This is a genomic window from Arthrobacter sp. ISL-28 (genome assembly GCF_018613875.1).
In the GTDB taxonomy this organism is placed as follows: Bacteria; Actinomycetota; Actinomycetes; order Actinomycetales; family Micrococcaceae; genus Arthrobacter.
In genome coordinates this window covers 14,166-38,527 of sequence record NZ_JAGGPJ010000010.1, presented here as the reverse complement: position 1 = coordinate 38,527, position 24,362 = coordinate 14,166, and the positions used below count along the sequence as shown (strand labels likewise).

21 protein-coding genes, 1 pseudogene and 1 riboswitch are annotated in these 24,362 nt (G+C 65.9%); of the genes and pseudogenes, 7 read left to right on the top strand and 15 right to left on the bottom strand.

Translation table 11 applies throughout. The features are described 5' to 3' along the window. Positions 1–18: 18 nt before the first annotated feature. Together J7E80_RS08135 and J7E80_RS08130 are read right to left on the bottom strand one after the other, a co-directional pair. The gene (locus J7E80_RS08135; RefSeq protein ID WP_215050970.1) at positions 19–672 is read right to left on the bottom strand and encodes a LytR C-terminal domain-containing protein; all 654 of its coding nucleotides are present in this window, start codon (positions 670–672) and stop codon (positions 19–21) included. Positions 673–720: 48 nt separating this feature from the next. Then, complete coding sequence (locus J7E80_RS08130; RefSeq protein WP_396020732.1) at positions 721–1,083, bottom strand: DUF3263 domain-containing protein; 363 nt, start codon at positions 1,081–1,083, stop codon at positions 721–723. A 116-nt stretch (positions 1,084–1,199) separates the two neighbouring features. Here J7E80_RS08130 and J7E80_RS08125 point away from each other — a divergent pair, with 116 nt between their 5' ends. Together J7E80_RS08125 and J7E80_RS08120 are read left to right on the top strand one after the other, a co-directional pair. Continuing rightward, positions 1,200–1,964, top strand: coding sequence for a uracil-DNA glycosylase (locus tag J7E80_RS08125; protein WP_251036642.1), 765 nt, complete (start codon positions 1,200–1,202; stop codon positions 1,962–1,964). A 107-nt stretch (positions 1,965–2,071) separates the two neighbouring features. Then, a complete protein-coding gene (locus tag J7E80_RS08120) occupies positions 2,072–2,911 on the top strand; it encodes a siderophore-interacting protein (RefSeq protein ID WP_215050969.1) in 840 nt (279 codons plus the stop codon). A 98-nt stretch (positions 2,912–3,009) separates the two neighbouring features. Here the strand turns inward: J7E80_RS08120 and J7E80_RS08115 are convergent, their stop codons facing one another. The 3 genes from J7E80_RS08115 to J7E80_RS08105 form a co-directional block, all read right to left on the bottom strand. Further along, the gene (locus J7E80_RS08115; protein WP_215050968.1) at positions 3,010–4,506 is read right to left on the bottom strand and encodes a threonine/serine exporter ThrE family protein; all 1,497 of its coding nucleotides are present in this window, start codon (positions 4,504–4,506) and stop codon (positions 3,010–3,012) included. Between the two features lie 31 nt (positions 4,507–4,537). Next, complete coding sequence (locus tag J7E80_RS08110; protein WP_215050967.1) at positions 4,538–5,611, bottom strand: peptidoglycan bridge formation glycyltransferase FemA/FemB family protein; 1,074 nt, start codon at positions 5,609–5,611, stop codon at positions 4,538–4,540. A gap of 113 nt (positions 5,612–5,724) precedes the next feature. Further along, positions 5,725–6,558 carry a DNA/RNA non-specific endonuclease gene (locus J7E80_RS08105; RefSeq protein WP_215050966.1) on the bottom strand — a complete coding sequence of 278 codons (834 nt, stop codon included), beginning with the start codon at positions 6,556–6,558 and terminating at the stop codon, positions 5,725–5,727. Here J7E80_RS08105 and J7E80_RS23735 point away from each other — a divergent pair. Further along, positions 6,557–7,123: a hypothetical protein gene (locus J7E80_RS23735; RefSeq protein ID WP_251036654.1), complete on the top strand. Its 567-nt coding sequence runs from the start codon at positions 6,557–6,559 to the stop codon at positions 7,121–7,123. The genes J7E80_RS08105 and J7E80_RS23735 overlap by 2 nt on opposite strands. A gap of 74 nt (positions 7,124–7,197) precedes the next feature. On the opposite strand, the pseudogene J7E80_RS24580 reads toward J7E80_RS23735, so the two are convergent. From J7E80_RS24580 to J7E80_RS08070, 7 genes and pseudogenes are all read right to left on the bottom strand, one after another. After that, positions 7,198–7,551 (bottom strand): annotated as a pseudogene (locus J7E80_RS24580) (M23 family metallopeptidase); the annotation flags it as partial. 732 nt (positions 7,552–8,283) lie between these two features. After that, positions 8,284–9,696 carry an L-serine ammonia-lyase gene (locus J7E80_RS08095; protein WP_215050964.1) on the bottom strand — a complete coding sequence of 471 codons (1,413 nt, stop codon included), beginning with the start codon at positions 9,694–9,696 and terminating at the stop codon, positions 8,284–8,286. Positions 9,697–9,843: 147 nt separating this feature from the next. After that, positions 9,844–11,181, bottom strand: a complete 1,338-nt coding sequence (gene glyA, locus J7E80_RS08090) for a serine hydroxymethyltransferase (RefSeq protein ID WP_311380784.1) — start codon at positions 11,179–11,181, stop codon at positions 9,844–9,846. Next, on the bottom strand, positions 11,178–11,561 hold the full coding sequence (gene gcvH / locus J7E80_RS08085; RefSeq protein WP_215050963.1) for a glycine cleavage system protein GcvH: 384 nt from the start codon (positions 11,559–11,561) through the stop codon (positions 11,178–11,180). Before gcvH ends, glyA begins: the two co-directional genes overlap by 4 nt. A 537-nt stretch (positions 11,562–12,098) precedes the next feature. Continuing rightward, entirely contained in the window at positions 12,099–13,274 is a 1,176-nt protein-coding gene (gene gcvT / locus J7E80_RS08080) for a glycine cleavage system aminomethyltransferase GcvT (RefSeq protein ID WP_215050962.1), read from the bottom strand. 11 nt (positions 13,275–13,285) lie between these two features. Next, a complete protein-coding gene (gene gcvP / locus J7E80_RS08075; protein WP_215050961.1) occupies positions 13,286–16,153 on the bottom strand; it encodes an aminomethyl-transferring glycine dehydrogenase in 2,868 nt (955 codons plus the stop codon). Positions 16,154–16,368: 215 nt separating this feature from the next. Next, positions 16,369–16,467: riboswitch (glycine riboswitch) on the bottom strand. 142 nt (positions 16,468–16,609) lie between these two features. Continuing rightward, positions 16,610–17,149 carry a TetR/AcrR family transcriptional regulator gene (locus J7E80_RS08070; RefSeq protein ID WP_215050960.1) on the bottom strand — a complete coding sequence of 180 codons (540 nt, stop codon included), beginning with the start codon at positions 17,147–17,149 and terminating at the stop codon, positions 16,610–16,612. A 67-nt stretch (positions 17,150–17,216) separates the two neighbouring features. Between J7E80_RS08070 and J7E80_RS08065 the strand changes: the two genes are divergently transcribed. Next, complete coding sequence (locus J7E80_RS08065) at positions 17,217–18,794, top strand: MFS transporter (protein WP_215050959.1); 1,578 nt, start codon at positions 17,217–17,219, stop codon at positions 18,792–18,794. A gap of 107 nt (positions 18,795–18,901) precedes the next feature. Here J7E80_RS08065 and J7E80_RS08060 read toward each other — a convergent pair whose 3' ends face one another. The 3 genes from J7E80_RS08060 to J7E80_RS08050 all read right to left on the bottom strand — a co-directional run bounded on the left by J7E80_RS08060 (position 18,902) and on the right by J7E80_RS08050 (position 20,370). Then, on the bottom strand, positions 18,902–19,360 hold the full coding sequence (locus J7E80_RS08060; RefSeq protein WP_215050958.1) for an SRPBCC family protein: 459 nt from the start codon (positions 19,358–19,360) through the stop codon (positions 18,902–18,904). Then, positions 19,357–19,722 carry a metalloregulator ArsR/SmtB family transcription factor gene (locus J7E80_RS08055; RefSeq protein ID WP_311380783.1) on the bottom strand — a complete coding sequence of 122 codons (366 nt, stop codon included), beginning with the start codon at positions 19,720–19,722 and terminating at the stop codon, positions 19,357–19,359. Before J7E80_RS08055 ends, J7E80_RS08060 begins: the two co-directional genes overlap by 4 nt. A gap of 168 nt (positions 19,723–19,890) precedes the next feature. After that, entirely contained in the window at positions 19,891–20,370 is a 480-nt protein-coding gene (locus tag J7E80_RS08050; protein WP_215050957.1) for a Dps family protein, read from the bottom strand. Positions 20,371–20,580: 210 nt separating this feature from the next. On the opposite strand from J7E80_RS08050, the gene J7E80_RS08045 reads away from it, so the two are divergent. Genes J7E80_RS08045 through J7E80_RS08035 form a run of 3 tightly spaced genes read left to right on the top strand, consistent with a single transcriptional unit; the run spans position 20,581 to position 24,271 of the window. Then, positions 20,581–21,696, top strand: a complete 1,116-nt coding sequence (locus J7E80_RS08045) for a nitrilase-related carbon-nitrogen hydrolase (protein ID WP_215050956.1) — start codon at positions 20,581–20,583, stop codon at positions 21,694–21,696. Continuing rightward, positions 21,693–22,733, top strand: a complete 1,041-nt coding sequence (locus J7E80_RS08040; RefSeq protein WP_215050955.1) for an agmatine/peptidylarginine deiminase — start codon at positions 21,693–21,695, stop codon at positions 22,731–22,733. Before J7E80_RS08045 ends, J7E80_RS08040 begins: the two co-directional genes overlap by 4 nt. Next, positions 22,730–24,271 carry an APC family permease gene (locus tag J7E80_RS08035; protein ID WP_215050954.1) on the top strand — a complete coding sequence of 514 codons (1,542 nt, stop codon included), beginning with the start codon at positions 22,730–22,732 and terminating at the stop codon, positions 24,269–24,271. Before J7E80_RS08040 ends, J7E80_RS08035 begins: the two co-directional genes overlap by 4 nt. The last annotated feature ends 91 nt before the right edge of the window (positions 24,272–24,362 follow it).

Sequence of the window (24,362 nt, the reverse complement as noted above, 5' to 3'; positions counted from 1 at the left end):
CAGGCGTAACCCACAACGTCACTCGTAGCCAGGGCCCAGCACCACGGCAAAGGGCGTTTGGAATTCCGCGCTCTCCACAAAGGTGGTGATGTTCAGCAGGTCACCGAGGGCCTCAGCGCTGGCCCGATGTGCGGCATCAGAGTAGAAGATGACCGACTGCTTCTGGGGGGCACCCTGCCAGTTGGCAACCTCACCCAGTACCCAGCCGTCGGCCTCGACGGTTGCGCCGACACGGCCGGCGAGTCCGGATGTCAGCGTGCCGTTGTAGACGGAGACCGGCAGAGTTTTGTCCACTGCTGATCCAAACTCTTCGATCGCCCCGGGAGCGGTGGTAGAGGGCGATGCAGACTCACTGGCGGACGGCGTTTCCGACGGCTTTTCTGCCTCCGCGGCGCCGGACGACTCAGCTGCCGATGGCGTGACCGAGGGGCGCGCGGACGACTCCGACGGCGCGGCGGCTTCGGCCTTGGCTGAGAACGGGCTCACTGCCTTCTCGAACCCAAGCTGCGGCAGCAGGAGAAATGCGGCCAGGCCGACGACCAGGGCGCCGATCCCCACGCTCAGGATGGGCCACAGGCGGGGGCGTGCCGCGGCAGCGGGAGCGCGGTGCACGCCCTGCCGGGAAGTGGCCTCCGGTACCCTGTCGAATTCGTCCCGAGCATAGTTGGTCATGGTGAAGAGACGTCCTTGTTGGTCTTGGCCGGCAATCGGCCCTAACGATTACGCGTCAGAACCCAGGCGGCGTGCAGTGCGGGCCCGCTGACGTGACGTACGTAGTCTACGCAATCTCTTCACCAGCATGGGGTCGTGGGCCAATGCATGCTCGGTATCGATCAGCGCGTTGAGGATCTGGTAGTAATGCGTTGCGGAGAGATCGAACAGCTCACGGATGGCTTGTTCCTTGGCTCCCGCGTATTTCCACCACTGCCGCTCCAGAGCCAGCATCTGCTGCTCACGTTCGCTCAGCGGCGAGTCCCGCAACTGGAAGTCATCCAGCAGCGAGCCGCGCTGGAGCGCGGCGTCCGGCTCGCCGGCTGCCGCGTGGGACGGGTCTGCGAGATGGTCCTGCAACGGCTCCGCCACTGCACACTCCTTCGCTGAATCCGGTAAAAGTCCAACCCCCATGGTACGGATGAATAACAGCCTTGTCATTTACGCCGTGTGACGTGATGCGCCGGCACTGGAACAATGGACACGTGATGGAACCTGAACCCTTGTTCGAGCTGGTGCAGGCCGAGAGCGGCAGTCTGAGCTTCGCCGACATGGCTGCCATGCCCCTGGACGAACTCGTGGCCCCCGACTGGGCCATGGCCCTCGCCGGGGTGGAAGGTGAATTGAGGGCGGTGCTCTCCTTCCTGGCCGGGGAGATCGCGGCGGGGCACCCGGTGTTGCCCGCGCCGTCGAACGTTCTCCGGGCCTTCCGCCAGCCGCTGGCAAACGTGCGGGTGCTGATCGTGGGCCAGGACCCATACCCCACTCCGGGCCACGCGGTAGGCCTGGCCTTTTCCGTAGACGGCCGGACCAGGCCCATCCCCCGCAGCCTCGCGAACATTTACAAGGAACTTGAGTCCGACCTGGGACTCCCGGCTCGAGTCCATGGCGACCTCGGCGCCTGGTCCGACCAGGGCGTGCTGCTGCTCAACCGGGTCCTGAGCGTCCGCGAGGGTGCCGCCGGCTCGCACCGCGGAAAGGGCTGGGAAACCATTACGACGGCGGCGGTCTCCGCCGTCGCCCACCGCCGGGGGGCGGATGGCAGGAGGCTCCCGCTGGTCGCGGTGCTGTGGGGCAAGGACGCCGAGGGCATGCGCCCCCTGTTGGACGAGACCCCTGTGGTCGCCAGCGCCCACCCCAGCCCGCTGTCTGCGTCACGCGGGTTCTTCGGCTCCCGGCCGTTCAGCCGGGTCAACAGCTTGCTGCGGGAGCAGGGCGACGGCGAAGTTGACTGGGAATTGCCCGTGCTGTGACCGGCAGCGAAATTCGCCGTTGACCGTGAAGCTGATGGCCGTAACGCTGGGAACCGGCCCGCCCGCGGCTGCCGTGCCGACGGCGGGCTTAGCCTAGGCTTACTTCCATGACTTCAGTTCCCGCCGAGACCTCCGCCAATCGGAAGTCCCGCCCCCAGATCAACCTGACGGTCCTTAGGCGTGAGCAGCTGTCGGCGCACATGGTGCGGATTGTCGCGGGCGGTGACGGCTTCACCGAATACGTGCACAACGACTTTGTGGACAGGTACGTAAAGATTGCCTTCCCCCAGCCGGGCCTGGACTATCCGGAGCCACTGGACCTTTGGGCGGTACGGGAGACGATGCCTCGGGAGCAGTGGCCATACACGCGGACATACACTGTCCGCTGGGTGGACAAGGCTGCGCGGGAGCTGGCCATCGACTTCGTCATCCACGGCGACGAAGGGCTCGCCGGACCATGGGCCGCTTCCGCCCAGCCGGGCGATAGCCTGATTCTCACCGGGCCCGGCGGAGGCTACAACCCAGACCCCACCGCGGACTGGCACCTGGTGGCCGGGGACGAGGCAGCCCTGCCTGCCTGCGCCGCCGTGATCGAGTCGCTGCCCGCGGACGCAACGGGGATGGCGTTCCTGGAAGTGGATACGGATGCTGACATCCAGGCCATTGCCGCCCCCCTCGGTCTCCAACTGGTGTGGCTCAAGCGCGAAGGTGCACCGGCGGGAGGCGGCGAACTCCTGATCAACGCGGTCCGCGATGCTGAGTGGCCGGAAGGGCGCGTTGATGTCTTTGCGCACGGCGAACGCGGCTATATGAAGGGCCTGCGCGAGGTGCTGTTCCGCGAGCGCGGCCTGGAGCGAAGCCAAGTGTCACTGTCCGGCTACTGGGCCCTCGGCCGCGTGGAGGATGACTTCCAGGCCGAGAAGAAGCTCCCCATCGGGAAGATATAGCGCAGGAAGATTTAGGGCAGCGAGAGTCCACCTAGCGGCGCCAGCGGCGGGTGACGCTGCTAGCGGCAGCGTCACCCTCCAGTGACAGTGCTGAACCGCTAGCGGCGCCGGGCGCGCCGCCGCTCGTTGCTGGCGAGGCTCCGGGTGAGCGGCCTGGCCAGCGTGTCACCGAGCACAATGCCGCCGGCCACGCCGAACACAATTGCACCGGCGTTCAGCATCCCTCCGGCGCCCAGCAGGATCTCGGATTCCCCAATGGTCAGGACATACATCGACCGGAATATGGTGAGGCCGGGCAGGAGAATCAGGCCGGCAGGCACGGCGACCACGAGCTGCGGGGCGCCCATCTTCAACGCCACGAGGCGGGCCAGCAGGCCGATCACCACAGCGGCCAGCGCCGGCGAGAAGTTCGGGCCGACGCCGAGCATCTCGCCACTGATGAGGGCCAGGTGTCCCACCACACCTACAGCCGCCGTCGGAAGCAACAGCTTCCAGTCTGTTTGTTCCGTGATGCCGATCGCTACGACGGCGATGGCAACCATAATCACCTGCGCCCACAGCGGGTAGGCGGGCGGGAATGTCTCTGTGACATCGATCGGCTCCATGCCGATCCTGTCCCCCACCACAAACGCGACGGCAATGCCGGCGACGACTGCCCCGAACGTCAGCAGCGTAGACAAGAACCGGCCGGCCGCCGTGACGGGGAAGCCGTTGATGGCATCTTGGACCGAGGACACGAGCCGCCCGGTGGGAAGCAGGAGCAGAATACCGCCCACCACCACAATGGCGGGGGCTAGCCGGACCCCGACAGGACTGCCGAACTTCCACATGAGCAACGCGATGACCGTAACCACGAAGGAGCAGGACGCCGTGATGAAGAAGTCAGGCGTCCGCCACCGGCCCAGCTTCCGGGCCACCAGGCTGATCAGCAGGTTAGAGGCGAACGCGACCACCGACGCGCCCAGGCCGCCACCGATCACGCCCACGAACAGCGCCGAAAACACAGCGAACGCGACCGTCACCATCCAGCGTGGAAACGGCTTCGGGCTGCGGACAATCTCGTCGAGCCGGCGGCCTGCCTCGTCCCGGCCCACGCCTCCGGCCACGATGTCGGTGACCAGCTGGTGGACCTTGGCCAGCCCGGCATAATTGTTGGTCCAGGAACGGACCACACGCAGGAGCGCGATGGGTGTCTGGTCCGTGGGCGCGTAGTTGATGGTCACCGACTGGTTGGTGATATCCACCTCGATGTTCTTCAGACCAAAGGCAGCAGTGACGGCGATGATGCTCGTCTCCACTTCCAGGGCGCCGGCACCATATCGGAACATGGATTCGGCCAGGTGCAGCGCAAAGTCCATGGTCTTGCGCGCCGAGGTATCCACGCCGCTGACCTGGATCATCGGGTTGGCGTAGGGGCTCCCTGCGAGCCGGTCCACGATGCTCAGCGGCGCCGTCGGCGGGTTATCCCCTTGGACCAGGCGGCGCAGCATGCGCTTGGCAGCGGCGTTCTGGTGCACCTGTGAAGGTGTCAGAGGCTCTGTGTTGGGCAGGCCGTCCGTCCGCGGCTTCCTGGGCCCCTGGGGTTGTTTGATCATTCCGGCCTCCCTCCGCTAGCTGCCGTTGGTATTAGTAGAACTGCTGTCCTGTCCGCCTCGTGTAGACCTGACGGGCGACGCGTTCGCCGGCCGCCATCCACGCCTTGTACTTCAGCGGGCTGATGACCTGGTCGTAGCAGCCCACGAAGTCGGTGACGGTCTTGCTGAAGCTGGTCTTGAACAGGCCCAGCCCGTGGAACGGGTTGGACGTGTCCTTGAGCTTGTCGCTGGGCGGAGTGCCGCAGAAGTCGTATTCCGTGCAGCCCAATTCCTTGAGCTGGTTGATCGCTGTCCACTGCACGAGGTGCGAATCGCCGTACTGGCTGCGTTTCTGGAGGGAGCCGCCGTCCTTGTACGTGCCCTTGCGGCCGTAGTTGATCACGAAGGCGCCAACCGATGGCACACCGTCCTCGTAGACGAACAAAAGACGGCCCTGGCCGCGTTTGATGAAGTTGGTCCAGAACTGGCGGTAGTACTCGTACTCACGGACCCTGACCTGGGACTTCGCCTCCACTGTGGTGGTCATCAGACCGTACATGGCACGGAAATTCTCTTCGGTGGGTTCCACGTTGTGGACTTCCACCCCCTCACGGATGGCGCGGCGCACCGCATTCCGGCCACGGGAGTGCAGGTTCCGGAGCAGCTGGTTCTCGTCTGGGGAGATGTCCAGGAGCGCGGTGGAGTCATTGGGCTGAAGGTTGGGCGTCTTGACCAGCCCGGCCCCCTCGATGACCTGGCGGGCTGAGTCGCTCAGCACGATGTCAGGCTCGATCTTGATGGCGAATACGCCGAGCCGGGTCCGCTTGACGAAGTCCGCGTTGGCTTTGGTGATGCCCGGAATGTCTTCGACGTCGGCCACGTCCGGCCCCTTGATGAGGTACCAGAGCTTCCCCAGCACCGGAAAGCTCTTTTCCAGGACGAGGTTGTAGCTCACGTAGTCAGCTGTTTCGTAGACGAGGTGGAGGGTCTTCCAGCCAAAGTGTTGTTTAACGTCGGCGAATGCCTCCGACTGAAGCAGGTTTCCACCGTTCGGGTTCGCGGTGACGTGGGAATCCCAGTTGGCGACCTCCTCGGAGGAGGCAAAGCGGGCAGTGAATTCTCGCAAGTGTGCCGTGTCCAATCTTCGCGTACGTGTCAGCAGCTGCTGCCCGGTGAGGCAGCCTCAAGTCTATCCGCCCGGTTGTGCTGCCGGCTGGATGCGCCCGCTTCCGGCCCTGCTCAAAGCCGTATTTGCGCCACATCAGTGAGCAACATCGCATTGTTTTCCGGGCGCGGCCGCTCCCCTCCGACGCTGAAGCGGTCCGACTCCTCCAGCTGGGTGAGCGGTATCCCGGCCAACGCGGAAATGCCCCGTAACGGAACCTGGAAAGCGCGGAAGGGGCCAAGGGGCGGAGGCTCGTCCGCCAGCAGCCGCTCCCGGATGGCCTGAGCCAGCTCATCCTTGCCCAGCAGGGGTGACTGGTCCAGCAGGAAGCCCGCGGCGGCCAGCCTTCCATCCATGGTCCAGGCTGCTATCTTCCAGAACTTCCGGGGTATCTGCACTCCCCTGTACGGCACATCGTCGTCTGCGAGGACCGGGCCGGTGAAGACACTGATCCTGGCGTCGTACTCCTCCGCGTGGCTGAGAACGTGGTCCTCGAGGCCGCGCCACAGCTCCATGCCCTGGTTGAACGCCGCGGCTTGGGGCGCGGCGTTGGAATAGGCGAACGTTTCCTGGTTGGCGTGCCGTGCCGTGGTCTCATCGCCCCACACGGGGTCGCGGCGCCGGACCAGGTGGCCGCGGTCCAGCTCATTGCTCAGGTAGACCTCGGGGCCGGTCTGCAGCATCCGCGGAAGTCGGGTGTCAAAATGCCAGGTGCCCTCGCGTGCCAGCGGCACCAGTTCGCGCCCGTTGATGTTGACGGCTGCCACCGCGGCCAGCCTGCGCGGCGCCCGCAGCCGGATGGAGAAATGCGTGTAGTCCAGGAGGACGGTGGCGTCCGCCGGGTTGGGCAGTTCAACTGACTCCCGCAGGAAGCCGGGATCATATCCGCCACCGAGAGTGCCCACCATGGCTCCATGGTCGCACCGGGGACCGACAAGCCGCAGCCCGTCTGCCCCGCGCGTTCACTACGGGACGGACATATGGGCTGCCGACGGTGCCTGCGCCGCCTCAGTCTCAGTGACAGCCGGCACGTCTGTTGATGCCTGTTCCGGTTCCTTTGCACGCTCCTGCGTTACATTCCGGGCAGGAACGGGAACCGGTGCAGAGCTCGGCGCGACGCTGGGTGAAGGCGTCGGAGTCGGAGTCGGTGCAGAGCTCGGCGCGGCACTGGGCGAAGGCATCGGAGTCGGTACAGGGCTCGGCGCGGCACTGGGCGAAGGAGTCGGAGTCGGTACAGGGCTCGGCGCGGCACTGGGCGAAGGCATCGGAGCCGGCGCCGCCGTGCGGGCCGGCGAAGGAGTCCGCGCAGGCACCGGTGCGGTGGCACGGGCGGTGGCCGGAGCGGAACGCCTGGTGCGTGAAACGATGCGTGCCGGCGATTCATGCTCATCGTCTGCCACTTCATGGCTATGGTCATGCCCGACCGGGACCGCCCAAACGGGCGCATCCTTCTGTTTGCCCGCCTTCCGATAGTCCGTCATCGCTATATCGGCAACAGGCTGAGACGGGCGCAGGGGCAGCAGCGTCCATTTTCCAGGATCCGTGTGGCTGCCATTCAAAACCGTTTCGAAATGGAGGTGGCATCCTGTTGATGACCCGGTAGTCCCAACCTTGGCGATGACTTCCCCGACCTGTACCGACTGGCCCTTCTTGACGGCGATGCCCTCGAGGTGGTTGTAGGTGGTGATCAATCCGTTGCCGTGGTCGAGTTCCACTCTGTTGCCGCCACCCCACTGATGCCATCCCACGGCCCGCACCACGCCGGCATCCGCTGAGTAGACGCGCGTTCCGCAGGCGGCGGAAAAGTCCAGGCCCCAGTGAAACTCCCCCTTTGAGCCCGTGATCGGATTTGTCCTCAGCCCGAAGCCTGAAACGCGGGTAAGGACCTCCAACGGTGCCATCAAGGTTCCAGCTGTGGGACGCCGCCGCTGGGCTGACACCACATCGAGCTTCTGGACCCTTTCCTTCGTTCCGGTAAAGACCACGGAACGGCTGTAGGACAGAACCGCCTCCGCAGAAGCTGAGACCGCTCGGGCGCTTGAGCCGGTGTCCTGTGTAGCCGGCCCGACGGCAGCGGAGCCGCGAGGCGATTTCGCTGAAACGTTGCCGGGCATTTGGGTCGACACCTGCCCGGAAGAAAGGACTGAACCGTCGCTGTGGAATCCAACAGCACATACCGCAAGGACCGCGGTGCCCGTGCTCATGGCCAGCCGAAGGGCACGGCGTCGGTGCTGAGGCGTCCGCCGGGCAGCGGCCGGTGCAAGATGTTTTGCCAACTTAGTCTCCCCCATCAAGGCCGCCGGGACCCTACTGGGTGGCGGTCGTTTCTACCATGGGACCATGAAGGGAAAACGGTTGGAACGAAAACAGCGGCGTATGTGGATAAGCTAGGAAAATCCTCAGCTAGGCGTCCGCCACCTGCGGAAATCTTGGCACGAAGTTGAGCAAACCGGGGTGTACCGTCCTGGCGCCAGCGACGGCCCGAGACCGCAACTCACATGGCTCCCCACCATCGGCCGCACCACTCACCAACCGCGCCACTCACCAACCGCGGCACTCACCAACCGCGCCACTCACCAACCGCGGCACTCACCAACCGCGGCACTCACCAACCGGGGCAGTGCAGCCTACGCTCAGCACTCCACCACGTTGACGGCCAGCCCGCCCATGGCCGTTTCCTTGTACTTGGAGCTCATGTCCTTGCCGGTCTCGCGCATGGTGACGATGACTTCGTCCAGGGACACGCGGTGGGAGCCGTCGCCCCACAGTGCCATCTTGGCTGCGTTGATGGCCTTGGCGGCGGCGATGGCGTTGCGCTCGATGCAGGGCACCTGCACGAGCCCGCCGATGGGGTCGCAGGTCAGCCCCAGGTTGTGTTCCATGGCGATTTCCGCGGCGTTCTCCACCTGTGACGGGGAGCCGCCCATGACTTCGGCGAGGCCTGCGGCGGCCATCGACGACGCCGAGCCCACCTCGCCCTGGCATCCCACCTCTGCGCCGGAGATGGAGGCCTGTTCCTTGTACAGCACGCCGATGGCGCCGGCCGTCAGCAGGAACTTCACCACGACGTCGTCGCGGTCCTGCTGGTTTGCCGTGTCCATTCCCGGGGTGAAGTGCAGCGCGTAGTACAGCACCGCGGGGATGATGCCGGCTGCGCCGTTGGTCGGGGCGGTTACGACCCGGCCGCCGGAGGCGTTTTCCTCGTTGACTGCGAGGGCGATCAGGTTGACCCATTCCTGCCAGTACCTCGGGTCGCGGTCCTTGTCTTCCTTCAGGAGGCGCTCGTGCCAGTCAGGAGCACGACGGCGGACCTTCAGTCCGCCCGGCAGCAGCCCCTCCCGCTTGAGGCTGACATCCACGCAGCCCTCCATCACTGAGTAGATGTGGAGCAGGCCTTCGCGGATTTCCTCCTCGGAGCGCGAGGCGCGTTCGTTGACCAGCATGACCTCGCCGATGGACAGGCCCTGGGACTGGCAGTGGGCCAGCAGTTCAGCGGCGGTGCGGAACGGCAGCGGCAGTTCCTGCTTGGACTCGTCAAGCTCCTTCAGGGCCGCATCCTCTTCGCCGTCCCGGACGATGAAGCCACCGCCCACGGAGAAGAAGGTTGCTTCGTGGAGGACCTCGCCTGCGGCGTCGGCGACGGTAAAGGTCATGCCGTTGGTGTGCCTGGGCAGGATGGTCAGCGGCCGCAGGACCATGTCCTTGACGCCGTAGGGCAACGGCACACCGGCGCCCTGCCCGGCCCCGGCGAGCTGCAGGATTCCGGTTTCGGCGATGGACGCCAGCCGGGTTTCCACTTCGTCGGGCAGGATCAGCTCGGGGTGGAAGCCCTCCAGACCCAGCAGGATGGCGGTCATGGTGCCGTGGCCGTGGCCTGTTGCGGCGAGCGAACCGTAGAGGTCTACCCGCAGTGACGCCACGCGCTCCAGCTGTCCCGAGGCCTTGAGCTCCTCGGCGAACACCGCAGCCGCCCGCATGGGGCCCACGGTGTGTGAACTAGAGGGGCCAATCCCAATAGAGAAAAGGTCAAAGACTCCAACGGCCATTGTCGGTTCCTAACTAGGTCATGCTTCGGTCCGGCAGATGGTCCTGCCGGGGACTGTCTGGCCGCGGGTCGCGGCGTACAGTCGGTCAGTACGACGGCGGGCGGCAGCTTGTGACGGCCGCCCGCCGTCGTGCTGTTTTAATCCACGCTACGCGGTTTTAGGCGTTGCGAGGCCGGCGACTGCCGGGTAAAGCGGGTGCGCTTCGGCGAGTGCCTCCACGCGGGAGCGCAGGCCGGAAAGGTCCACGCCGGCGTCGGCGATCAGTGCCTCGGCGATGATGTCCGCGACCTCCGCGAAGGCCGCCTCACCGAATCCGCGTGTGGCCAGGGCCGGGGTGCCGATGCGCAGCCCTGAAGTGACCATCGGCGGACGGGGGTCGAACGGCACGGCGTTGCGGTTGACCGTGATGTCGATTTCCGCGAGGCGGTCTTCGGCCTGCTGGCCGTCGAGCTCACAGTGGCGCAGGTCAACCAGGACCAGGTGCACGTCGGTGCCGCCGGAGATCACGTTAATGCCCTTAGCAGTGACGTCCGGCTGAACCAGGCGGTCGGCCAGGATCCGGGCCCCGGCGAGCACGCGCTCCTGGCGTTCCTTGAACTCCGGCGAGGCTGCGATCTTGAATGCCACGGCCTTGCCGGCGATCACGTGCTCCAGCGGGCCGCCCTGCTGTCCCGGGAACACTGCCGAGTTGATCTTCTTGGCGATGTCGGCGTCATTGGACAGGATGATGCCGCCACGGGGACCGGCGAGGGTCTTGTGCGTGGTGGAGGTGGTGACGTGCGCGTGCGGGACCGGCGAGGGGTGGAGGCCCGCAGCGACGAGGCCGGCGAAGTGGGCCATGTCCACCATGAGGTAGGCGCCCACGGAGTCGGCGATGCGACGGAACTCGGCGAAGTCCAGCTGCCGGGCATAGGCGGACCAGCCGGCGACGATCAGCTGCGGCTTGTGCTCCCGGGCCAGGCGCTCGACCTCGGCCATGTCGATCCGGTGGCCCTCTTCGCGGACCTGGTACGGAATGACGTTGTACAGGCGGCCGGAAAAGTTGATCCGCATGCCGTGCGTCAGGTGCCCGCCGTGGGCCAGGTTCAGGCCCATGATGGTGTCGCCCGGCTTGATGAGCGCGTGCATCACCGAGGCGTTCGCCTGCGCGCCGGAGTGCGGCTGCACGTTGGCGTATTCGGCGCCGAACAGGGCCTTCACCCGGTCAATTGCCAGCTGCTCGATGACATCCACGTGCTCGCAGCCGCCGTAGTAACGCTTGCCCGGGTATCCCTCGGCGTACTTGTTGGTCAGCACCGAGCCCTGCGCCTGCATCACTGCGGCGGCGGTGTGGTTCTCCGAGGCGATCATCTCCAGGCCGTTGCGCTGGCGGGTGAGTTCGTCGTCGATCTTCGCCGCGATCTCGGGATCCAGCTCGGCGAGGGTGGCATTCAGGCTCGCGGAGGCAACGGCTTCGAAGGCGGTTGCGGTGCCCGCGGCGCTCACAGCTCGCCGCCGTTCTTGGACGCGTAGTCCTCAGCGGAGAGCAGCGGACCGTCGGACTCGGCCGCCACCTTGAAGAGCCAGCCGGCGCCGTACGGATCGCTGTTGATCAGCGCCGGGTCCTCGACGACGGCCGCGTTGATTTCCGTGACCTCGCCGGTCACTGGGGAGTACAGGTCCGAGACGGACTTCGTGGACTCAACCTCGCCGCAGGTCTCCCCCGCGGTCACGGCCGAGCCGACCTCGGGCAGGTCGACGTAGACGATGTCGCCGAGGGCGTCGGTGGCAACGGCGGAGATCCCGATGGAGACCAGGTTGCCGGCCTCGCGGGCAACCCACTCGTGCTCGTCGGAGTACTGCAGTTCAGGGGCAACTTTTGCCATGTTTTTTCCTTACGTTTGAAATCTGTGTGGTCGGTTGGCGACAGGGAACTGAATTCCTCCGCGTGCCTGGGCCCACGCCGTCCGGGTTCCCTGGCCGAGCTTGCGAGGCCAGGGAACGGTGGGGTGCACGCTTCCGGAATCCACTCACCCGCCGTCCCCGGCCGTCAGTTCCGGTGGGGAACTCACGGCAGTGAAAGATAAATCAATATGCGGGCTGGTTCTGGGCCAGACGTTTCGACAAGCTCAACCCCCAATGATCAAGCTTGGCGAAGTGGGGGGTCGAAGGACCACCTCCGTCAGGCAGTCCATCCCCCCAGCACCTTTGGCTTTCGAAGGTGCCAGATCTTCTGAGTCCTGTCCGTGGGTCAAGAGGTGAGCTGACCTGAGGGCCCCTTCGGGGCCGGCATCCGGAAGCGTGCGTCGAAGGGAGCGACACGTCCGCTCAGCGGACGCCTTCGCGACCGAGCACGCGGAGGATGTCGGCCCCGACGGGCGCAAGCTGAGCCGGGAACCGCTGGAGGCCCCGGACCCTCCGGGCTACTTTTGGCGCTTGTAGAAAGGCAGTGCCACGACTTCGAAGGGCTCCGCCTTGCCGCGCAGATCGATGTCCAGGACTGTGCCCGGCTCGGTGTACTCGACGTCGACGTACGCCATGGCCACGGGGTAGCCAAGGCTCGGGCTCGGCTGGCCGGAGGTGACCTCGCCCACGACGTTGCCGTCCTTGAGCACCGGATAGTGCCCGCGGCCGGCGCGGCGGCCCAGGCCTTTGAGGCCCACGAGCTTACGGCCCGAGGTGGAGCCTGCGCCCGCTTCCTTCTTGGCGGCCAGGGCAGCCTTGCCCACGAAGTCGCCCTCCTTGGACAGAGCGACGACGGGACCCAGTCCGGCGGCGAACGGGTCGCCCTCGAGGGACAGCTCGTTGCCGTACAGCGGCATTCCGGCTTCGAGGCGGAGCGAATCGCGGGAGGCGAGGCCCGCGGGCGTCAGCTCCCCTTCGTCCGCAATGGCGACGATGGCCTGCCAGAGGGCAGCGGCGTCGTCGTTGTCCACGAAGATCTCGAAGCCGTCCTCGCCGGTGTAGCCGGTGCGGGCGAGCAGCAGCGGGCGGCCCTCGCCGCCCACGAGGAAGGGAACTTCCACGGCGGCGTAGTACTTCAGGCCGGTGACGAGCTCGTGCTGCGCGGCGGGAACCAGGCGCAGGAGGATTTCCTCCGCCTTGGGACCCTGGACGGCAATCAGCGACGTGGCGGCGGAAACATCGTCGACGACGACGTCGAAGCCCCCCTCCTGTCCGGCAGCGGCCCGCTCGGCAAGGGCCCCGGCCACAACTTTGGCATTGCCGGCGTTGGGCACCACGAGGAACCTGTCCCTACTGCCTTCTGCGGCGTCAGCAGCCGCGGGGCGCCGGTACACGATGAGGTCGTCGATGATGCCGCCGTCCTCATTGCAGATCAGCGAGTATTTGGCTTTGCCGACGGACATGGCCGAAATCTTGCCCACCAGCGCGTAATCCAGGAACGCTGCCGCGTCCGGCCCGGTCACCCAGACTTCGCCCATGTGGGAGAGGTCGAAGATGCCGGCGGCCTTGCGGACGGCGTGGTGTTCGGCCAGCTCGGAGCTGTACTTGAGCGGCATCTGCCAGCCGCCGAAGTCGGTGAAGGAAGCGCCGAGTTTCTTGTGCTCTTCGTAAAGGGCTGTGTAGTTCTCAGTCATGGGGCGAATCCTTAGTTTTCGAGGGCTGCTGGAGTGTCCTCGAACGCTTCGAGGGGCGGGCAGGAGCAGATCAGGTTGCGGTCGCCCAAGGCGCCGTCGATCCGGCCCACGGGCGGGAAGTACTTGTCCTGCTTTAGGGAGTGCACCGGGAACACGGCCTGCTCGCGCGGGTATTCACGGGCCCAATCCGAGCTGATGGCGGCCGCGGCGGTGTGTGGGGCATTGCGCAGCGGGCTGCTCTCCACGGTGAAGTCACCGTTGGCCACCTGGTCGATCTCGTGGCGGATGGAGATCATCGCCTCGATGAACCGGTCGATCTCCGCCAGGTCCTCGGACTCGGTCGGCTCCACCATCAGGGTGCCGGCCACCGGGAAGGCCAGGGTGGGGGCATGGAAACCGTAGTCGATCAGGCGCTTGGCCACGTCCTCAGCCGTAACTCCGGTCCTGGCCGTGAGTTCGCGCAGGTCAAGGATGCACTCGTGCGCCACGAGGCCGCCCTCGCCGGTGTACAGCACGGGGAAGAAGTCATTGAGCTGCGCGGCCACATAGTTGGCGGCGAGCAGCGCAGACTTGGTGGCTTCGGTGAGCCCATCTCCGCCCATAAGCTTCACGTACGCCCACGAGATCGGCAGGACACCGGCGGAGCCGAAGCGCGAAGCCGAGATCGGCACGTCATCGCCCTCGGTCCAGGACGCGGCGTTGCCGGGCATGAAGGGCGCCAGGTGCGCCTTAGCCGCGACGGGGCCAACGCCGGGCCCGCCGCCGCCGTGCGGGATGCAGAAGGTCTTGTGCAGGTTCAGGTGGGACACGTCCCCGCCGAACTTGCCCGGCTGCGCCAGTCCGACGAGGGCGTTGAGGTTGGCACCGTCGATGTAGACCTGGCCGCCGGCTGCGTGCACGGCGTCGCAGACCTCACGGACGTCGGCGTCGTACACGCCGTGGGTGGAGGGATAGGTGATCATGATGCAGGACAGTGCGTCCCTGTTGGCGTCGATCTTGGCGTACAGATCCGCGTGGTCGATGGTGCCGTCGGCGGCGGTGGCCACCACGACGACCTTCATGCCCGCGAGCACCGCGGAGGCGGCGTTGGTGCCGTGTGCCGACGCCGGGATCAGGCAGATGTTCCGCTGCCCCTCCCCGCGGGAGCGGTGGTAGCCGCGGATGGCCAGGAGGCCGGCCAGCTCACCCTGGGATCCGGCGTTGGGCTGGATTGAAACCTGGTCGTAGCCGGTGATCTCGGTCAGCTGCGCCTCCAGGTCGGCAATCAGCTCACGCCAGCCCTCGGTCTGGGAGTCGGGGGCGAAGGGGTGGATCGAGGCGAATTCCGGCCACGAGATGGCTTCCATCTCGGCCGTGGCGTTCAGCTTCATGGTGCAGGATCCCAGCGGGATCATGGTGCGGTCCAGCGCCAGGTCGCGGTCGGAGAGCCGGCGGATGTAGCGCAGCAGCTGGGTTTCGGAGCGGTGGGTGTTGAACACCGGGTGCTGCAGGTACGCAGAGGAGCGTTCGACGGCGGCGTCAAGAGCGAAACTGCCGGAGACTCCCACTGCTTTGGCACCGAAGGCCCCAAGGACGTCCGCGACGATTGCCGCCGTCGTCGTTTCATCGGTGGAGATGCCCACGGTGTCGGCGTCGATCACACGGAGGTTGATGCCCTTCTCTTCGGCTGCGGCGATGATGCCGGCGGCCTTGCCCGGGACGGAAACCGTCACCGTGTCGAAGAAGCTGGTGTGCAGGACCTCCAGGCCTGCAGCCTTCAGTGAGGCTGCAATGATCTTGGCGTGGCCGTGGGCAGTCTCGGCAATCGCCTTCAGGCCCTCCGGTCCGTGGTAGACGGCGTACATCGAGGCGACGATGGCCAGCAGGGCCTGCGCCGTGCAGATGTTGGACGTCGCCTTCTCACGGCGGATGTGCTGCTCGCGCGTCTGCAGCGCGAGGCGGTAGGCCGGTACTCCGGCAGAATCCTTGGAGACACCCACGAGGCGGCCGGGCAGGGAACGCTCGAGGCCCTTCTGCACGGCCATGTAGGCGGCGTGGGGTCCGCCGTAGAACAGCGGCACACCGAGGCGCTGTGCAGAACCGACGGCAATGTCCGCGCCCTGCTCGCCCGGAGGGGTGATGAGGGTCAGGGCCAGCAGGTCAGCTGAGACCGTGACCAGGGCGCCGCGTTCCTTTGCGGCGGCAATGATGCCGGAGTGGTCGAACACCCGGCCGGAGACCCCGGGCTGCTGGAGGACAACACCGTTGATGACGCCGTCGGGCAGCCCCTTGGACAGGTCCGCCACCTCGACCTCGAAGCCGAGCGCTTCGGCGCGGCCCTTGACGATGGCAATGGTCTGCGGCAGGCAGTCGGCATCAAGGACCGTCTTGCCGTCCTTGGCGTCCTTGTTCTTGTTCGCCCTGCGCATCAGCAACACCGCCTCGGCCACGGCGGTGGCTTCGTCCAGCAGGGAGGCGTTGGCAATTGGCAGGCCCACGAGGTCCTGCACCATGGTCTGGAAGTTCAGCAGGGCTTCAAGGCGGCCTTGGGAAATCTCCGGCTGATAGGGCGTGTAGGCGGTGTACCAGGCCGGGGCTTCAAGGACGTTGCGGCGGATCACCGGCGGGGTCACGGTGTCATAGTAGCCCTGGCCGATCATCTGCACGGCCGTCTTGTTCTTGCCAGCGAGCTTGCGCAACTCGGCCAGGGTTTCGACCTCACTCAGGGCCGGTGCAAGCTCCAGTGCGGAATCCTGCCGGATGTCCTTGGGAACGGCGGTATCCACCAGAGCGTCAACAGTGTCATAACCGACAGCCTTGAGCATGGTGTCGACGTCGGCTTCGCGGCGGGCGCCAATATGCCGGTCAACGAAGGACGTGGAGGCTGAATTTACGGTCAAAGGAACTCCATAACTAAGGCGGCGCAGGGTACGCCACATTGATTCGGGTTCCTCCCCGCTCTGTATTGGACCTGAGAGTTTCCGCGTTGCCGTGCTTTGCGCACAGCCCCGCTTGCACCGTCGGTGAGCACAGCGTGTCCCGATGTTTGGGGTCCCTGATGTTTCGGGATGATCCCGGGACTCCAGGCGGACAGCCTGCTACTTTCCAGAGTCGCCTTGCCGCGGCGGTACATGGGCCTGAGAGATTCCTGGGGAGGGTTTGCTCCTACGGCGCCTGCTTGTACCTACTTGCAGGACTCTCCCGCCGCAGATCAAAGGCATATTCAGTTAGCGGTGACAACAGTCACAAGGGTTATTGTCCTACGTCCGGAACGCGTCTGCAAACCAGCGACGTCCCCCTGCCTGACCCCTACGCGGCAACGGATGCCGGCATGCACCGGGGGCCGTTCGGACGGCTCAGCCGCGGAGCCGTTCCAGTGCAGCGAGCAGGCTCTCGACGTCGGCCGCCGTCTCGGCGGCGGTAGCAGCCGGCCCGATCGACAGCATCGCGTTGAAATAGAGCCCGTCTCCCATGTACAGGACTGCTTTCGCAAGCCCCGGCCCCACATCTTTCGCGATCTCATCGAGCCAGCGCTGCTGAATGTGCGCGAAGCGGCGCCGGGTCTCCGCATGCGCAACCTCGGCCAGGCGCGTGGCTGCCACGATGACGCGGTCCAAGGGGGTATCTGCCCACACCGAGGATTTGATGAAGTAGGCGGCCGCCCCTTCAGATGCGGCGGCCATGGCCTGGGCATCGGCCTCGGCATATTCCTCCAGACGGTCCAGCAGGACGCCGATCAGGGCTTCCTTGTTCGGGAAGTGATACAGCAGCCCACCCTTGGAGACACCTGCACGGCTGGCGACCGCATCCAGCGTTGCGGCGCGCTCCCCCACCTCGATAAGGAGTGATTCAAAGGCGTCAAGGACCGCACTGCGCGCTACTGGTTTTCTGGCCATGGCTCCCATCATGCCTCTTTGGGCGTTCCGGTTTATAACTATACCGTCTGGACGGTATAGTTATTGGATGACCACCTCCGCAGACCTCCGGCAGAAGAAGCCGCACACCGACGCCGCAGCAACCCAGTCCTCCCGCACCCCCGCCGGAGTGCGCGACTGGCTTGCCCTGGGCCTGCTGATGTTCCCTGTTCTGCTCGTGGCCGTGGACAACACCGCCCTGACCTTCGCCCTGCCGGCAATCGCCCGGAGCCTGGATACATCAGGGGTGCAACTGCTGTGGATCGTGGACGCCTATGCCCTGGTCCTCGCTGGACTCCTGGTGGCCATGGGAAGCCTGGGTGACAGGATCGGACGCCGCCGCCTACTGCTGATCGGCACCATGGGATTTGCCGCAATTTCGGCTGCCACCGCGTTCGCCCCGACTGCAGAATGGCTGATTGGGGGGCGTACCGCCCTGGGCGTCTTCGGCGCCATGCTGATGCCGTCCACGCTGTCACTCATCCGCAACATCTTCCCGGACCCGAACCGGCGCAGGCTCGCCGTTGCCATCTGGGCGGCGGGCTTCTCGGGCGGTGCAGCCCTCGGCCCGATTTTCGGCGGCTGGCTGGTGGAGCAGTTCTGGTGGGGCGCGGTGTTTCTCGTGGCTGTGCCGATCATGCTGCCGCTGCTCGTTTTTGGCCCTGCCTTCATTCCGGAGTCCAAGGATCCGAATCCCGGACGCGTGGACGCGCCCAGCATCCTGTTGTCGATGCTGACCATGGTGTCGGTGGTCTATGGAATCAAGGAACTGGCCATCGAGGGGCCCGGGGCGCTGCCGCTGTTCATCATTGCTTTTGGGACGGCCATGGGTTGCGTCTTTGTCCGGCGCCAGCAGCGGCTCGCGTCGCCCCTGTTGGACGTTTCCCTGTTCAGGAACCGGGTTTTCAGCATGGCGATCACCGCCAATGTGCTGGCCCTGTTCTCTTTCAACGGCTTCATCCTGTTCCTTTCCCAGCACCTGCAACTGCTGGATGGAATGTCTCCGTCAGCGTCCGGGACCGCCATGCTGCCCGCCCTGGCGGCCACCGTGGTGGCGGGCCTTCTCGTGGTGCCGCTGGTGCGGCGGGTCCGGCCGGGATTCGTGGTGGCAGGCGGCCTGTCGCTAAGCGCGGCGGGCTATTGCCTGGTGGCTTTTGGCGACCATTCGGCCGGACCTGCCCTGCTGCTTGGAGCATTGCTCCTCCTGGCCTTGGGAGTCGGTGCCGCCGAAACCATCTCCAATGACCTGATCCTGGGGACCGTTCCGCCTGCGAAGTCCGGGGCCGCGGCGGCGATTTCCGAGACCGGCTACGAAGTGGGCTCGCTGCTGGGAACGGCCATCCTGGGAGCGATCCTGACAGCGTCGTACCAGGGGCAGCTCATGCTGCCCGACGTCGTGGCCCAGACGGTTCCGGCCGACTCCGCAGACCGCGCCAGGGAAACGCTCGCGGGGACAATGGAGCTTGCGGAGACACTGCCCGGACCGCTGTCCGAGGCACTGGCCGCGGCGGCACGCGCAGCCTTCGACTCAGGCGTCCACATCACGGCCGCCATCGCGCTTGTACTGATGGCGGGAGCGGCGGTCCTCTCCGCCGTCGTGCTCCGCCGGGTGCCACGGGCCCGCTGAGGTACTGGACGGCGATCGCGGCGGTGGAGGCCGACGGCGGCGGGCACCGCCGCCGGCCCCGGCGCCCATGCGGTATACACCGCAGGGCCCGGCCGGAACAACGGCCCTCAGTCGCCTTCGACGAAGGCCTTCAGGGCGTCGAGCAGCCCCTCGGTTCCTTCCTTGCGTCCTGCCATCTCGTCCGCCCCCGTGAAGTAGGCTCCCTGCTCGGTCAGCGTCAGGAGGGTCCCGCCACCGTCGGCTTCAAGCTCCACTGTGCAGAGCGAAACGGAGGTCCGCTCGCCGTCCAGCAGCATCTCGTAGGTGTAGACAATCCGTTCGTTCTCCACGATGTCGTAGTAGGCGGCGTGCATCGTGGAGACGAAGCCGCCCACCGGCCCGCCAACGTCCGTCTCGCTGCCGCCTTCCCTGAAGTCGAGGCTTGATTCGCCTTGGTTCCACTCCGGCGGGCCGCCAAACCACTTCTTCTTGCTGGCATAGTCCGAGAAGGCTTCAAAAACGCGCGAGGGCGGGGCATTGAGTGTGCGTGACAACGTGAAGCTGGCATGCGTGATGGGGGTGCTCATGGCGTACTCCTGGGTGTTGTGGGCGGATCAGGTGAATCAAGGAACGACTCCAGCCGGTCGAGGCGGCTCTCTTGTGCTGTCCGGCGGGAGCGCAGCCAGGCCTCGGCTAAGCGCACGGCCGAAGGAACGATGCTGCAACTGCGCACCCTCCCGATCTTTTCGCTGCGGATGAGGCCGCTGGCCTCGAGGACCTGGAGGTGCTGAACGATCGCCGGCAGGCTCATGGCGAATGGCCTGGCCAGCTCTGAGACGGACGCCGGGCCCTCGCACAGGCGGACAAGGATCGCCCTGCGGGTGCTGTCGGCGAGCGCCTGGAACACGGAATCCAGCTCCGGATCCTGCGCCGGCTGATTGTTAAGCACATGCTTAAGTATTCACTTGCAGCGCGCCGAAGTCAAGAGCCGCGGAGCCAAAGCACGAAGGTAATGCGGGCGTCGGAACAGCACCAGCCCCGGAGGAATCTCCGGGGCTGGTGCTGTTCGTTCGGCGGGTGGCAGACGCCTGCCCCATCTGGGGCCGTTGAGTTGTAGCTACTTGCCGTCGGGCTGGGTGACGCTGGCCGAGGCCTTCATATTCTCGGCCCCCACCATCCATGCAAACTGCTCAAGCTTCTCGATGAAGGTGTGCAGCAGATCCGCGGTGGTGGGGTCTTCCTCATCCACCTCGTCATGGACCTTGCGCATAGTGCCGACGGCGGCCTCAAGCGCCGCAACGATCCGGTCGATCGCGTCCTTGGTGCTGATGAGGCCCTGCGGGAACTGCGCCAGGCTGGTGGACTTCGCCACGGTCCCGCTGCGGCCGTCGGGCAGCGCGTGGAGCGCGCGCATCCGCTCGGCCGTGTCGTCGGCGAACGCCCTTGCCGCGTCGACAATTTCGTCCAACTGCAGGTGGAGGTCCCTGAAATTGGTTCCCACAATGTTCCAGTGCGCCTGCTTGCCCTGGATGTGCAGTTCGATCAGGTCCGCGAGCACGGCCTGCATGTTGTTGGTCAGGGTCGGTGAAGCTTTCATTAGTCCTCCTCGAGTGGTCCAGTGGCTCCGACGCTATCGCAGGCCCGCCCGCATGCGGCAGGAACAAAGGCCGGATTTCACCATCAGCTTACTTACTATTTCCGCCATAAACGAACGCCATTCAAATAATCCTTGTCAGCGAGCCCTCCACCGTGCATACTAAATGAACGTCATTCATTTAGTGACCATCGTCTCACTGGAGTAGTCATCATGCTTGAAATCACCTGCCTCGATTCACCCGCCTCCCCCGCCCGGACAGTGCCGTCCGGGCGCCCCGCCTTGCGGGTTGGAGTCGTCCAGCACCGTTGGCACAACAACGCGGCAGCCGTACGCGCCGAACTTAGCGATGGCATCGAACGCGCAGCCCGACTCGGCGCCACCGTTGTTTTCCTTCCGGAACTCACCCTGTCCCGCTACCCAGCGGACCAGATCCCCAGCAATGACCTGTCCCTGGCGGGACAAAACCGGCCCCGTCCCTCGGACGCGGCCGAGGACCTGCTCACCGGCCCAACCTTCCACTTTGCAGCGGGGGCTGCCCGCCGCCACGGCATCTGCGTCCATGCCTCGCTCTACCAGCGGGCGGACAACCCGGACGGCGCGGACGACGGCCTGGGCCTGAACACCTCCATCCTTGTCTCCCCCGGCGGCGAACTGCTGGCCCGGACGCACAAGCTGCACATCCCCGTCACCGCCGGCTACTACGAGGACCGGTTCTTCCGGCAGGGTCCTGCAGCGGACGACGCCTACCAGGTCCACTCGCCGGCCGAACTCGGCGGCGCACGGCTCGGCATGCCCACGTGCTGGGACGAGTGGTTCCCCGAGCTTGCGCGGCTGTATTCGCTCGGCGGCGCCGAACTGCTCGTCTATCCGACGGCGATTGGTTCGGAACCGCTGTTCCCGGCCTTCGACACCCAGCCCCTGTGGCAGCAGGTCATCGTGGGCAACGGCATCGCGAACGGGCTGTTCATGGTGGTCCCCAACCGCTGGGGCCAGGAGGGCAGCCTCAACTTCTACGGATCCTCCTTCATCTCCGACCCCTACGGCCGCATCCTGGCCCAGGCGCCCCGGGATGAATCCGCGGTGCTCGTTGCGGACCTGGACCTGGACCAGCGGCGGGACTGGCTCACCCTGTTCCCGTTCCTGACCACCCGCCGCCCGGACACCTATGCCCGGCTCACCGATCCCGTCCGCCACGACGCGCCCTTCGGGGAAAAATCCCCTGGGATGTCCTCAGGCTCAACCGGCAGCCCGCTGGTCGAGCCTGTCGAGACCTGGATTTCGACGGGCTCAATCAGCGACCATGTCCCCGCAGAGGTGACCGCATGAGCACGTGGCGCATGCCCGCCGAAACGGCGCCCCAGGAACGGCTGTGGATGGCGTTTCCCACCGGCGGCTACACCCTGGGTGAGACAGCCGAAGACGCCCATGCCGCACGTTCGGCCTGGGCTGACGTCGCCAATGCCGCCGTCCAATTCGAGCCGGTCACTGTGGTGGTGGCCCCCGACGACGTCGATACAGCCGCGCGCTACCTACGTCCCGCCGTCGGGGTGCTCACCGCGGAATTGAACGACGCGTGGATGCGGGACATCGGCCCGACCTTCGTGCTGGACGACGACGGCCGGGTGGGAGCAGTGGACTGGGTCTTCAACGGCTGGGGAGCCCAGGACTGGGCGCAATGGGACAAGGACGAGCTGATCGCAGCCGAAGTTGCCGGCTGGACCGGGGCCCACCACCTCGTGTCCGGACTGGTCAACGAGGGCGGCGGCATCCAGGTGGACGGAGAGGGCACGGTGCTGGTCACCGAAACCGTGCAGCTGGATCCGGGCCGCAATCCAGGACTGAGTAAGGCCGACATTGAGGCGGAGCTCGCCAGGACCATCGGCGCCAGTCATGTGATCTGGCTTCCACGGGGCCTCACCCGCGATTCCGAAAAGTTCGGCACGCGTGGGCACGTGGACATCGTGGCCGCCATTCCGTCGCCCGGCACGCTCCTGGTCCATTCGCAGCAGAACCCGGAGCACCCCGATTTCGAGGTCAGCCGCGAGATCATCAGCTTCCTGGCCACTACGCGGGATGCCGCCGGACGGGAGTGGAACATCATCGAAGTTCCCGCCCCCGAAACCCTTACCGACGCCGAGGGCTTCGTGGATTACAGCTACATCAACCATGTGGCGGTCAACAGCGGAGTCATCGCCTGCACCTTCTCCGACCCCAATGACGAGAAGGCCCTCCGCATCCTCGCCGACGCTTATCCCGGGCGCCGGGTGGTGGGCATCGACGCCCGCGAACTCTTCGCCCGCGGCGGGGGCATCCATTGCATCACCCAGCAGCAGCCCGCTGCCTCCAGAAAGGGTCAGTCATGAGCCAAACCACCCGCGCCGTTGCACCTGCCGGCGCCAGCACTTCGCATGGCATTACCGGAAAGGGACTGAAGGGCGGGCAACTGGGCCTGCTCGCCGTCGTCGTCCTTGGCATCTCTACCATCGCACCGGCCTACACGCTGACCAGCGCCCTCGGCCCCACGGTCAATGAGGCCGGACTGCAACTTCCGGTCATCTTCCTCATCGGTTTCATCCCGATGATCCTGGTATCCCTCGCCTACCGCGAGCTGAACGCTGACTCCCCGGACAGCGGCACCACCTTCACCTGGGTGACCAAGGCCTTCGGCCCCTGGGTGGGCTGGATGGGCGGCTGGGGCCTGCTGGCAGCCAACATCATTGTGCTGTCCAACCTGGCCGGTGTGGCGGTGGACTTCTTCTACCTGTTCCTGGCGCAGCTGACGGGCTCGCCGGAACTGGCCGACCTCGCAGCCAACAAGCCGCTGAATGTTCTCACGTGCTTCGTGTTCGTGGCGCTGGCCGTGTGGGTCAGCTACCGCGGCCTGCACACCACCAAACTGGTGCAGTACGGGCTGGTGGGCTTCCAGCTCCTGGTGCTGGGCCTGTTCGTGGCCATGGCCTTCGCCAACTGGTCCTCCTCCGGGACCGCCATCCCGTTCAGCTGGGAGTGGTTCGACGTCACCAGGATCGAGACCTTCGGCCAGGTCGCCGCCGGCATTTCGCTGTCCATCTTCGTCTACTGGGGCTGGGATGTTTGCCTGACCGTCAACGAGGAAACGTCGAACGGTAAGAAGACCGCCGGGTTGGCCGGCACGCTGACCGCCGTCGTCGTCCTGGGCATCTACCTGCTGGTGACCATCGCAACCATGATGTTCGCCGGCGTCGGCGACACCGGGATCGGCCTGAACAACGAGGACAACCACGCCAATGTCTTCACCGCTCTCGCCTCGCCCGTCATGGGTCCGTTCGCCATCCTGATGTCGCTGGCGGTGCTCTCCAGCTCGGCGGCCTCGCTCCAATCCACGTTCACCTCACCGTCGCGCAGCCTGCTCGCCATGGCGCACTACGGCGCGCTGCCCCCGCGGTTCAGTCACCTCAGCAGGAAATTTTCGACGCCGGCATTCGCTACCGTCGCGGCCGGTATCCTGTCGGCAGGGTTCTACGCGGTGATGCATGTGGTCAGCGAAAACGTCCTCAACGACACCATCCTGGCGCTGGGCCTGATGATCTGCTTCTACTACGGACTCACGGCCTTCGCCTGCGCCTGGTACTTCCGCAACAGCGTCTTCAGCAGCGCCCGCAACTTCCTGCTGCGGCTGCTCTGCCCGCTGCTGGGCGGGATTGGGCTGACCGTCGTGTTCCTGCAGACCGCGGCGGACAGTTGGGCCCCGGAGTTCGGCAGCGGCTCGGAAGTGTTCGGTGTAGGCCTCGTCTTCGTGCTGGGCGTAGGCATCCTTGCCCTGGGACTGGTGTTCATGCTCGGTCAGGCCCGGCTGCGGCCGGGGTTCTTCCGCGGGGAGACCATCCGCCAGGACACCCCGGCGCTGGTGGTCCCGGACTAGAACCTCCACGGCCGCTCCGCACCACACCAAAGCGATGCCCCGTCCCCCGGCTGTCCGGGTGACGGGGCATCGCTTGCTTTATTCGGTAATC